The sequence below is a fragment of the Fuscovulum sp. genome, assembly GCA_035192965.1.
Taxonomy (GTDB): domain Bacteria; phylum Pseudomonadota; class Alphaproteobacteria; order Rhodobacterales; family Rhodobacteraceae; genus Paragemmobacter.
Genome location: CP136571.1, coordinates 985,417 through 997,397 on the forward strand (window position 1 = coordinate 985,417; position 11,981 = coordinate 997,397).

The 11,981-nt window shown below is 62.9% G+C and carries 9 protein-coding genes; 7 read left to right on the top strand and 2 right to left on the bottom strand.

Going from position 1 to position 11,981, the window contains the following annotated elements:
* The first annotated feature begins 75 nt into the window (after positions 1–75).
* The gene (locus RSE12_04905) at positions 76–1,695 is read left to right on the top strand and encodes a GMC family oxidoreductase N-terminal domain-containing protein (protein WRH63680.1); all 1,620 of its coding nucleotides are present in this window, start codon (positions 76–78) and stop codon (positions 1,693–1,695) included.
* 210 nt (positions 1,696–1,905) lie between these two features.
* Here RSE12_04905 and betC read toward each other — a convergent pair whose 3' ends face one another.
* Both betC and RSE12_04915 read right to left on the bottom strand, forming a co-directional pair.
* Positions 1,906–3,414, bottom strand: a complete 1,509-nt coding sequence (gene betC, locus RSE12_04910; GenBank protein WRH63681.1) for a choline-sulfatase — start codon at positions 3,412–3,414, stop codon at positions 1,906–1,908.
* Positions 3,415–3,496: 82 nt separating this feature from the next.
* Positions 3,497–3,808 (bottom strand): hypothetical protein, encoded by a 312-nt coding sequence (locus RSE12_04915; GenBank protein WRH63682.1) that lies wholly within the window; start codon positions 3,806–3,808, stop codon positions 3,497–3,499.
* A 189-nt stretch (positions 3,809–3,997) separates the two neighbouring features.
* Here RSE12_04915 and RSE12_04920 point away from each other — a divergent pair, with 189 nt between their 5' ends.
* The 6 genes from RSE12_04920 (at position 3,998) to RSE12_04945 (ending at position 11,980) form a co-directional block, all read left to right on the top strand.
* Positions 3,998–6,019: a CocE/NonD family hydrolase gene (locus tag RSE12_04920; GenBank protein ID WRH63683.1), complete on the top strand. Its 2,022-nt coding sequence runs from the start codon at positions 3,998–4,000 to the stop codon at positions 6,017–6,019.
* A 127-nt stretch (positions 6,020–6,146) separates the two neighbouring features.
* Positions 6,147–7,736 carry an ABC transporter substrate-binding protein gene (locus RSE12_04925; GenBank protein ID WRH63684.1) on the top strand — a complete coding sequence of 530 codons (1,590 nt, stop codon included), beginning with the start codon at positions 6,147–6,149 and terminating at the stop codon, positions 7,734–7,736.
* A gap of 15 nt (positions 7,737–7,751) precedes the next feature.
* A complete protein-coding gene (locus tag RSE12_04930; GenBank protein WRH63685.1) occupies positions 7,752–8,708 on the top strand; it encodes an ABC transporter permease in 957 nt (318 codons plus the stop codon).
* Complete coding sequence (locus RSE12_04935) at positions 8,705–9,520, top strand: ABC transporter permease (protein ID WRH63686.1); 816 nt, start codon at positions 8,705–8,707, stop codon at positions 9,518–9,520. The genes RSE12_04930 and RSE12_04935 overlap by 4 nt, the downstream gene beginning before the upstream one ends.
* Positions 9,513–11,144 carry an ABC transporter ATP-binding protein gene (locus tag RSE12_04940; protein ID WRH63687.1) on the top strand — a complete coding sequence of 544 codons (1,632 nt, stop codon included), beginning with the start codon at positions 9,513–9,515 and terminating at the stop codon, positions 11,142–11,144. Before RSE12_04935 ends, RSE12_04940 begins: the two co-directional genes overlap by 8 nt.
* The gene (locus RSE12_04945) at positions 11,144–11,980 is read left to right on the top strand and encodes an alkaline phosphatase family protein (GenBank protein ID WRH63688.1); all 837 of its coding nucleotides are present in this window, start codon (positions 11,144–11,146) and stop codon (positions 11,978–11,980) included. Before RSE12_04940 ends, RSE12_04945 begins: the two co-directional genes overlap by 1 nt.
* Position 11,981: the final 1 nt, after the last annotated feature.

Sequence of the window (11,981 nt, forward strand, 5' to 3'; positions counted from 1 at the left end):
CGACAGTTTCCTGTCGCTGCTTGTCACGCTGCCCTATGGCGTGACGCTAGGCTCCGCCACCAGCAGAGGTGGGCCATGAGCGACGAGACGGACTACATCATCGTGGGGGCGGGATCGGCGGGCTGTGTGCTTGCCGATAGGCTGACCGCTAGCGGCAAGCACCGGGTGACGGTGCTGGAAGCGGGGGGCAGTGACCGGCGCTTCTTTGTCATGCTGCCCTTGGGCTATGGCAAGCTGTTCTACGATCCGGCGGTGAACTGGCTTTATAAGACGGAACCCGATCCGGGCCTTGCCGGACAGCGGGATCACTGGCCGCGGGGCAAAGTGCTGGGCGGGTCATCATCGATCAACGCGATGGTTTATATCCGGGGCCATCGGGCGGATTATGACGAATGGGCCGCGGCGGGCAATCCCGGTTGGGGTTGGGAGGATGTGCTGTCAGCCTATAAGGCGATGGAGGATACCGAGGCCGGGGGAGATGATTTTCGCGGCGCGGGCGGGCCGCTGTTCGTTTCGGCCAATCGCACGGGACTGCATCCGCTGGTGAAAGACTATGTCGCGGCCTGTGAAAGCGCGGGCCTGCCGCATAACCCGGATTTCAACGGCGCGCGGCAGGAAGGCACGGGCACCTATCAGATGACCATTCGAAAGGCCCGCCGCAATTCGGCAGCGCGCGCCTTTCTGCGGCCCGCGATGAGCCGCCCGAATTGCAGGGTGATTACCGGTGCCATGGTGACGCGGGTCGTGATCGAACAGGGCCGCGCCGTCGGGGTTGAGTATGTGCAGGGCGGGCAGACCCGCACCCTGCGTGCGAAGGCCGAGGTGATCCTGTCGGGGGGCGCGATCAACTCGCCGCAACTGCTGCAACTGTCGGGCATCGGGCCGGGGGCGTTGTTGCAGGGTCTTGGTATCCCGGTGCTGCGCGACAACCCGAATGTGGGCGATCATCTGAGCGACCATCAGGGCATCAACTACACCTGGCGGATGAAGGTGCCGACCTACAATGACGAGTTGCGTCCCTGGTGGGGCAAGCTGCTTGCGGGCATGAAATACGTTCTGGCGGGCGCAGGGCCGCTGTCGAAATCCATCAACCATGGGGGCGGGTTCTTTCGGACATCGCCCGATCTGGATCGGCCGAACATGCAGCTTTACATGCAGGCCTTTTCCACCCTGATCCCCCGGGATGGCGAACGCCCGATCCTGACGCCGGACCCGTTTCCGGGGATGTCGATCGGCCTGTCGAATTGCCGCCCGACGAGCCGGGGGCATATCCGCATCGGATCTTCCGATCCGATGCGGCACCCGGTGATCACGGCGAATGCCTTTTCAACCGACCATGACGTTCAGGAAATGCTGCTGGCGGTGAAGTATCTGCGGCATCTTGCAGCCCAGCCGCCGCTGGCGCGGCTGATTGCAGAAGAGTTGCGGCCGGGGCCAGAGGTGGCAACGGATGAGGCCCTGATCGACGATTTCCGAAAGCGTTCCGGCACGGTTTACCACCCATCCTGCACCTGCCGCATGGGGCCGGATGCGGCCAGCAGCGTGGTGGATGCACGACTGCGCGTGCATGGCGTGGCCGGGTTGCGCGTGATCGATGCATCCAGTTTCCCGAACCTGATCGCCGGGAACACCAACGCACCTGCGATGATGCTGGGCTGGAAGGGGGCCGATCTGGTGCTGGCCGACGCGCGGTGAGCCCAAACGGGGGTGCCGTCCTCGGGGGCATCGAGCCCCCTCGAACGGCGTTTCCACGGGCTGCGACCCCGTTTGAGACGGGCAGACGGGCGTTGGTTTGGACTGATGGGTGTGTTTGGGTATTTTTCCCAAGATGAAATACATGGATGGCTTCATCTTGGCACAAATACCCAAATTCCACTTCCATGCCGGGAACACCGGTCGAAGGTGTTATTCCCCGCGTGGGAAGCGTTTGTTTTCTTCCAGCACGTTCAGATCCATGTGGTTGCGCATGTAACGCTCGGACGCGGCACGGAGGGGTTGGTGATCCCAAGGGAAATAGGCCCCGTTGCGCAGCGCCTCATAGACCACCCAGCGGCGGGCCTGGCTTTCGCGGACGGCTGCGTCATAGGCGGCGAGGTTCCAGCGTGCCTCGGCCCTGGCGCGAAAGGCGGCGAGGGTGGCGGCATGGGCCGGGTCATCGGCAAGGTTGTGGCGTTCGGCGGGATCATCGGCGAGATTGAACAACAGGTCCGGATCGGCGCGGCAGAGAACATATTTCCAGTCCCCTTCGCGCAGGCAGACCATGGGCGACACGGTGCCTTCGGCTGCGTATTCCATGGCGACCGGCGCGGTTCGGTCTGTGCCCATCGCCAGCGGGACAAGGTTTTCGCCATCGGTCCACGGGCGAATTGCATCCATGTCGATCCCGGCCAATGCGCCAAGGGTGGGCGTCACGTCGATGGTCGATACAGGCGTATCGATCCGTTGCGGGGCAAGGCCGGGTGCGGCGATCATCAGCGGCACGCGGGCGGACGCTTCGAAGAAGTTCATCTTGAACCATAGGCCCCGCTCGCCGAGCATTTCGCCATGGTCTGACAGGAACAGGATGATCGCCTCTTGCCGTGTTGCCTCCAAGGTATCGAGGATTTCGCCGATCTTGCTGTCGACATAGGAGATGTTGGCGAAATAGCCCTGCCGCGCGCGGCGGATATGGGTGTCCGAGATATCGAAGGCGCGCCAATCGCAGGCATCCATCAGGCGCTGGGAATGGGGGTCCTGATCCGCATAGGCGATCGGCGCGGGGGGCGCGCATTCCGCTGCGCCTTCGTAGAGGTCCCAGAATTTGCGGCGGGCGACGAAGGGGTCATGCGGGTGCGTGAAGCTTACGGTCAGGCACCACGGCCGGGTGTCCTGACCGCGCGAGAGATCATAGAGTTTCTGCACCGCCTGAAAGGCGACGTCATCGTCATATTCCAGCTGGTTGGTGATTTCGGCGACGCCCGCCCCCGTGACGGAGCCAAGGTTGTGATACCACCAGTCGATCCGTTCGCCGGGCTTGCGGTAATCCGGCGTCCAGCCGAAATCGGCGGGATAGATGTCGGTGGTCAGGCGTTCCTCGAACCCGTGCAGCTGATCGGGGCCGACGAAATGCATCTTGCCCGACAATGCCGTCTGATAACCGGCGCGGCGCAGGTGATGGGCGTAGGTGGGAATGTCTGAGGCAAACTCTGCCGCATTGTCATAGACGCGCGTGCGGTTGGGCAGGGCGCCCGACATAAAGGCCGCACGGGCGGGGGCGCAGAGGGGCGAGGCGGTGTAGCTGTTGGCAAAACGGACTGACCGTTCGGCAAGGCGCTTCAGGTTCGGGGCGTGCAGGAAGGGCGCAGGGCCATCGGGAAACAGCGTCCCCGTCAGCTGGTCCACCATGAGGATCAGGATATTGGGGCGGGTGGTCATCGCGATCTCCGGCATTGGGTGCGACGACAGACTATTTCAGCCGTATCAGCCCAGATAGGGCCGAAACGCCCTGTCGCTGCCTTCAGCCGACATTCCCGGTGCGGAACAGGCGGACGGGGGATTTCGGGCCGCGTGCCAGAACGCCGCGCGCTTCCAGATCAAGCTGGACGCATTTCATCCACCATCCGGCCTTGGCCCCGCCGGGGAAGAGCGCCGCGTCCAGATGGGCGAGCAGGGCGGTCTGCGCCTCGGCTACGGTCATGCCGGGGGGTGCATCCGGCAGAACGGCCATGAGCGCATGTCGCATCGCGTCATACGTCGTGCGGTCCACGTGGGTCACGTGATTGGGCGAGGTGACGTTCCGGACTTCGATCCGGTCTGAGGGGGCCGGCATGGCGGATCCTTTCGGAGGGCGCTGGTGGGTGTGCAATGGGATTGCCCGAGGGCCAATATACACCCTTGCGGGCAAGCTGTGGCGGGGAATCTCTGCGCTGTGTCGCGTTCTGCCTGTCGATGGGCGGGAACGGGCGCGGCGGCACTGTCGGGCTGTCATCTGATGCCGGGGTCAGAGGGAGCGCGGCGCATGACCATTCGGACGGACTACCCCTGCCGGATCGTGGAGCATGAGGATATGGGCATCGTGATGCCCGATGGCTGCCGCCTGTCGGCGCGGGTCTGGTTGCCGGACGATGCCGGGGCGCATCCGGTGCCGGCCGTCCTGGAATACATCCCCTATCGCAAGCGCGACGGAACCCTGCCGCGCGATGAGATGATGCACGCCTATATGGCGGGGCATGGCTATGCCTGCGTGCGCGTGGACATGCGGGGGAATGGCGATTCCGAAGGGCTGATGTCCGATGAGTATACGCAACAGGAAATGGACGATGCGCTTGTCGTGATCGACTGGCTGTCACGCCAGCCGTGGTGCAATGGCGCGGTCGGCATGATGGGGAAAAGCTGGGGTGGGTTCAATTGCCTGCAGGCGGCGTTCAACCAGCCCCCGGCGCTGAAGGCGGTGGTGTCGGTCTGCGCCACGACAGACCGGTTTGCCGATGACATCCATTACAAAGGCGGTTGCCTGCTGGGCGAGAACTTTGGCTGGGGCGCGGTGATGCTGTCCTATTCCAGCCGCCCGCCGGACCCGGTCCTGCGCCCGGATTGGCGCGAGATGTGGCTGGAGCGGTTGGAGAATGAACCCTGGCTCGCGCCGCGCTGGGCTGCTTTGCAGGAGCGGGGGACCTTTTGGAAGCATGGGTCGGTGGGCGAGGACTATGCCCGGATGCAGACGCCGGTGCTGATCTGGGGCGGCTGGGCGGATAACTACATGAACACCGTGGCGCATCTGGCGGAGAATGTCCCCGCGCCTTGCAAAGGGATCGTGGGGCCTTGGGTGCATCAGTATCCGCATACGGCGGTGCCGGGGCCGCAGGTGGGGTTCTTGCAGATCGCGCTGCGCTGGTGGGACCGGTGGTTGAAAGGGATTGAAAACGGGGCCGAGGATGACCCGGCCTATCGCGTCTGGATGATGGACAGCGCCCCGCCGGATGCCAGCGCCCGCCACAGGCCGGGGCATTGGGTGGCCGAAACAGAGTGGCCATCCCCGCGAATTGCGCCGCAGGTGCTGAACCTGATGCCGGCGCGAGGGGGAGAGGCATCGCATGGGTGTTTGGGCCAAGGTGAGGGGGCAGCGTTCGCCACGATCATCGCCACGCCGCAGACTCTGGGGCTGCTGGCGGGTGAGTTCTTCCCCATGGGTCTGAACGCCGAGATGCCGGGAGACCAGTGCCGGGATGATGCGCTTTCGGTCTGTTTCGATGGTGATGTGCTGACTGAGAACCTGGACCTGATGGGTGCGGCGGAGGTGACGCTGCGCCTGTCGTCGGACAAGCCTTTGGGCTTTGTCGTGGTGCGGCTGTGCGATGTGGCGCCGGACGGGGCATCGGTGCGTATTGCGCATGGGATGCTGAACCTGTGCCACCGTGACAGCATGGAACATCCCCGCCCGATGGTGCCGGATGAGGAGGTGGAGGTGACGTTCCGGCTGGACCAGATGGCCTATCGGCTGGCCCCCGGTCACCGGCTGCGGCTGGCCTTGTCCAACAGCTATTGGCCCTTCGTCTGGCCATCACCCGAGGCGGGGGCGTTGACCCTTTCAGGCGGACAACTGCGCCTGCCGGTGCATGCGGGCAGCACGGCGGAATGGTCGCCGCCGCCTGCGGAACACGCGCCACCGTGGAAGCACCGGGTGCTGCGCGAAGGCAGGACGCGCCGCTATGTGGAGGAAGACCTGATCACGGGCACCCATGCGCTGGTGGTGGAGGACGACCTTGGGGAAGCAGAGAACCTGACCCACGGGTTGTGCAGCGGCGAGACGATGACCGAACGCTGGGAAATCCGGCCGGATGATCCGCAAACGGCGCGGGCAGTGCATGTGTGGGAGCAACGACTGTCGCGCGGAGATTGGTCGGTGCGCACGCGGGCCGAGGCTGAGATGACCGGAAACGCCACCGATTTTCGAATGATAGCGCGCCTTCAGGCCTGGGAAGGCGAGGTGCTGGTCTTTGAACGAAACTGGGATGACCGCGTATCACGGCGGTTTGTCTGAAAATCGTGACGCTGGAGTGGGAAAAAACCTTTGCCCGCGCCAAGATTCGCGGGTTACTGATTGGACAATCAAGAAAAACGGCCGGGGGGAAGAAAAGTTCCGTGCCGACAACAGGGAGACCGACAGAATGAACAATGAGTTCGACTACATGCTCAAGCGCGCGGCGCGTGGCCTGATGGGCCGCCGGGAATTCCTAGGCCGTGCCTCGGCCATGGGGATTTCGGCCGCGATGGCCAACACGCTGCTGGCTTCGGCCGCGCGGGCGCAGGAACCCGTGAAGGGCGGCGTGCTGCGGGCCGGAATGGCGGGCGGGGAATCCACCAACTCGCTCGATCCCGCGCTGGCTGCGTCAGAAGTTCCGTTCATGGTCAACATGACCTGGGGCGAGATGCTGGTCGACGTGAACGCCAAGGGCGAGATCGACTATCGCATTGCCGAAGAGATTTCGGCCAATGCCGATGCGACGGAATGGAAGTTCAAGATCCGCGCTGGGGTGGAATTCCACGATGGCAAGACCGTGACCGCCGACGATGTGGTGGCCACGCTGCGCCGCCATACGGATGAAAAATCGCAGTCGGGCGCGCTGGGCATCGTGCAGGGCATTTCCGACATGAAGGCCGAAGGTGACATGGTCACCCTGACGCTGGCCTCAGGCAATGCCGACTTGCCGTTCCTGATGGCGGACTATCACCTGGTGATCCAGCCGGGCGGCGGGGTCGACAATCCGACGGCGGCCATCGGTGCCGGCCCCTATAAGGTTGTCGCGAACGAGCCGGGCGTGCGCCATGTGTTCGAACGGCACGCCAATTACTTTGACAGCACGATGGCGCATGCCGATCAGGTCGAGATCCTTGTGATCAATGACAATACGGCCCGGACCGCTGCGTTGCAGGCAGGTCAGGTGCACATGATCAACCGGGTTGATCCCAAGATCGTGGAGCTTCTGAAGGGCGTTCCCGGCATTTCGATCGAGCATGTGGCCGGACGCGGGCATTATGTGTTCATCATGCATTGCGACAAGGCACCGTTCGACAACAAGGACCTGCGCAACGCGCTGAAGCTGGCCATCAACCGGCAGGAAATGGTGGACAAGATTCTGGGTGGCTATGGCACCAAGGGCAATGATTTCCCGATCAATGCGGCCTATCCGCTGTTCGACGATTCGATCCCGCAGCGGGAATATGACGCTGCCGCTGCCGCCGAGCTTTACAAGGCATCGGGCCATGATGGTTCGCCCATCATCCTGCGGACGGCACCGGGTGCATTCCCCGGCGCGGTGGAAGCGGCGCAGCTGTTCCAGCAATCGGCGGCTGCGGCGGGTATTCCGCTGGAGGTGAAGGTTGAGCCGGATGACGGCTACTGGTCCAACGTGTGGAACGTCGAACCCTTCTGCGCGAGCTATTGGGGCGGGCGTCCGGTGCAGGATCAGATGTATTCGACGGCCTATCTGTCGACCGCAGACTGGAACGACACCAAGTTCAAGAACGCCAAGTTCGACGAGCTGCTGGTCGCCGCGCGGGCGGAACTGGACTCGACCAAGCGCAAGGCGATGTACACCGAAATGGCGAACATCCTGCGCGATGATGGCGGCCTGATCTGCCCGATGTTCAATGACTTTGTCGAAGCGAAGCGGGCAGAAGTGGCCGGCTGGCTGCCCGATCCGAACGGCGAGTTGATGAACGGGCGGGCGCTGGCCAAGTGCTGGCTGACGGCTTGATCAGGCCATTGCAAGGTGCATCCTGTCCTTAAACTCGTGGCCCAGCGTGTAACGCTGGGCCTGCTGCTGCTTTTTGCAGTGTCACTGCTGATCTTCCTTGGCACCGAGGCGCTGCCGGGTGATGTGGCGCAGGCCATTCTTGGCCAATCCGCAACGCCGGAAGCCTTGGCCAACCTACGGGAATCGCTTGGCCTGAACCGGCCTGCCTATGTGCGCTATTTCGACTGGTTGGGGGGGATCCTGACCGGGGATTTCGGCGTTGCGCTGACGAATGGGCAGGACATCGGGCAGGCCATCGGGCAGCGGCTGGGAAACACGTTGTTCCTTGCGTCTTGTGCGGCGGTGATTTCGGTGCCGCTGGCGATTTTGCTGGGGTTGATCGCGGCGCGCTACAATGGGCGGTGGCCGGATAAGGTGATTTCCGGGATCACGCTGTCGACGATTTCGCTGCCCGAATTCGTGGCGGCCTATTTCGTGATCTTTCTGCTGACGCAGGTAATCCCGATCTTTCAGCCGGTGGCGATGGTGTTTCCCGGCATGTCTTTTCTGGACCGGTTGCAGGCCGTGGCCCTGCCGGTGATTGTGCTGGTTCTGGTGGTGCTGGCCCATATGATGCGGATGACGCGGGCGGCTATCCTGAACGTGATGCAATCGGCCTATATCGAAACGGCTGAATTGAAGGGCCTTTCGCCCATGCGGGTGATCTGGCAGCACGCTTTTCCCAATGCTATTGCGCCGATCATTTCGGTGGTCGTGTTGAATCTCGCCTATCTGGTGGTGGGTGTTGTCGTGGTCGAGGTGGTGTTCGGCTATAATGCGCTGGGCCAGTATCTGGTGGACCATGTGGCCAAGCGTGACCTGCCCGTGGTGCAGGCGGTGGGGTTGATTTTTGCTGCCGTCTATATCGGGCTGAACATTCTGGCCGACGTCATTTCCATCATCGCCAACCCGCGACTGAGGCACCCGAAATGAAGATGCCGCTTTCCGCCCTGATTGGCCTGATCCTGACCGGGGCCTTCCTGTTTTGCGCGGTCTTTGCGCAATGGATCGCGCCTTATCCGCTGGATGCCGTGATCGGCGGCGTCTGGGAGGGGCCGTCGGAACGGCACTGGCTGGGCACCGATACGATCGGCCGTGATATCCTAAGCCGGATGATACATGGCGGGCAGATCACCATTTTCGTGGCGCTGGCTTCATCCCTGTTGTCCTTTGGGTTGGGGTCTTTCCTTGGCTTTCTGGCCGCTGTGCGCGGGGGCTGGGTCGATCAGGGGTTAAGCCGTCTGGTCGATCTTATGATGGCCATTCCGTCGCTGATCGTGGCGCTGGTGGTGCTGTCGGTGCTGCCCATCAACCTGACGGTGCTTATCCTGATCATGGGGCTGTTGGACGCGACGCGGGTGTTCCGCCTGTCGCGCGCCGTGGCGATGGACATCGCGGTGATGGACTATGTCGAGGCGGCAAAGCTGCGCGGTGAGGGACAAAGCTGGATCATCTTCCGCGAGATATTGCCCAACGCCTTGTCGCCACTGGTGGCGGAATTCGGGCTGCGGTTCATCTTTGCCGTGCTGTTCATCTCTACCCTGTCTTTCCTTGGCCTTGGCATCCAGCCGCCGCTGGCGGATTGGGGTGGGATGGTGAAGGAAAACAAGGACGGGCTGATCTACGGCAAATCCGCCGCCCTTATGCCCGCGCTGGCCATCGCACTTTTGGCGATCTCGGTGAACCTTGTGGCGGATTGGATCCTGTCGCGCACCACAAGCCTGAAAGGGGGGCGCGGTGGCTGAATTGCTAGAGATACGGAACCTGCGGATCGAGGCGACGAGTTACCCGCCGGGTGAGCCGCCGCGTGATGTGGTGCTGGTGGATGACGTGTCTGTCAGCGTGGCCAAGGGCAAGGTGCTGGGGCTGATCGGGGAATCCGGGGCGGGCAAGTCGACCATCGGTCTGTCGGCCATGGCCTATGGCCGGGGCGGCGTGCGCCTGACGGGGGGCGAGATCCTGCTGAACGGGCGCAACATCCGGGGCATGAACCCCGCGGGTCTGCGCGCGCTGCGCGGGCGGGAAGTGACCTATGTCGCCCAATCGGCGGCGGCGGCGTTCAACCCGGCAAAGCGGTTGATGGAACAGGTGATTGAGACCACGTTGACCCATGGCCTGATGGGCCGGGCCGAGGTGGAAAAGCGCGCCGTCATGCTGTTTGCAAAGCTGGGCTTGCCGAACCCGGAGAGTTTCGGCAGCCGCTATCCGCATCAGGTATCGGGCGGGCAGTTGCAGCGGGCAATGACGGCAATGGCGCTGTGCCCGAAACCCGATCTGGTGATCTTTGACGAACCCACCACCGCGCTTGACGTGACAACGCAGATCGAGGTGCTGGCTGCAATCAAGGAGGCGATCCACGATACCGGGGTTGCCGCGCTGTATATCACGCATGATCTGGCCGTGGTGGCGCAAGTGGCCGACGATATTCTGGTCCTGCGGCAAGGCAAGAAGGTGGAGTACGGCCCGGTAAAGCAGATCATCACCGAACCGCATGAGGATTACACCCGCGCGCTGGTTTCCGTCCGCTCCATCGACCATGTGGAAAAGGCCGAGGCGCCGCCGATCCTTTCGGTGCAGAATGTGACCGCCCGTTATTCGGGGACGAATTTCGATGTGCTGAAGAATGTCACGGTCGATCTGCCTGCCGGACAGACACTGGCAGTGGTGGGCGAAAGCGGATCGGGCAAATCGACGCTGGCGCGGGCGATCACGGGCCTGCTGCCACCCAGCCAGGGGCGGATCACTTTTGCCGGGCGCACGCTGAGCGGCGGACTGAAGGACCGCAGCAAGGATGATCTGCGCGAGTTGCAGATGATCTATCAGATGGCCGATGTGGCCATGAACCCGCGCCAGACCGTGGGCACGATCATCGGGCGGCCGCTTGAGTTCTATTTCGGCATGACGGGCGAGGCCAAGCGCAAGCGGGTGCAGGATTTGCTTGACCAGATCGAGATGGGGAAAGGCTATATCGACCGCTACCCGGCAGAGCTTTCGGGTGGGCAGAAGCAGCGCGTCTGCATTGCGCGCGCGCTGGCGGCGCAGCCCAAGCTGATCATCTGCGATGAGGTGACTTCGGCGCTGGACCCTCTGGTGGCGGATGGCATTCTGAAGCTGTTGCTGAATTTGCAGGCCGAGGCGCATGTCGCCTATCTGTTCATCACCCATGATCTGGCCACGGTGAAGGCCATCGCCGACAAGATCGCCGTGATGTATCGGGGCCAAGTGGTGCGGTACGGATCAAAGACGGACGTGCTTACGCCGCCCTTTGATGATTACACCGACCTGTTGCTGTCGTCGGTTCCCGAGATGCGGTTGGGCTGGTTGGAAGCGGTGCTGGCCCATCGCAGGATGGAAAGCGCAGGCAACTGATGGCGCGCAAGCTGCTTTTGATCATCATTGATGGCGTGCCCTATCGCAACTGGCGGCGTCTGTTCGGCAATCTGGAAGGCTGGGTCCAATCCGGCGAGGCGCGGGTTTGGCGGATGCGGGCGGTGCTGCCTTCAACTTCGGCCTCGTGTTACGCGTCGATCCATACGGGGGTGCCGCCGCAGGTGCATGGGATTTGGGGCAATCAAGCGGTGCGCAAGATTGACCTGCCGGATGTGTTTTCCGAACTGGCCAAGGCGGGGCGGCGGACGGGGGCGGTGACGCATTCCTTCTGGTCAGAATTCTTTCAGCGCGCGCCTTTCGATACCGTGCGCGATATCGAATATGACGAAGAGGCGGGGCCGATCCATCACGGGCGGTTTCACACCATGGCGGGCTATGGCCATGACAACCAGATGACCCCGTCAGATCACGACCTTTTCGCCACCCTGACAAGGCTGTGTGAGGTGAAGGGGATCGACTACGGTATCTATCATTCCTGCACGCTGGACAGCATGGGACACCGCTATTTCCACGACTGTGCGCAGATGGACCATGCCTGCTATCTGCTGGATGAGCAGTTGGCCCCGTTCATCCATCGCTGGCGGAATGCCGGGTATGAGGTGATCGTCACGGCGGACCACGGGCAGGATGCGCGTGGCCATCATGGCGGGACGGGCGAATTGCAGCAGGACTTTGCCTTTTACTACTTTGGCGGTTCCGACATGCCGCCCCGCGATGTGGTGTTGGACCAGTTGGCGCTGGCGCCGTCCATCCTGACGCGGATGGGGGTGACCGTTCCGGCCACCATGAAAGCCGCACCTTTCATGGTGGGATAGC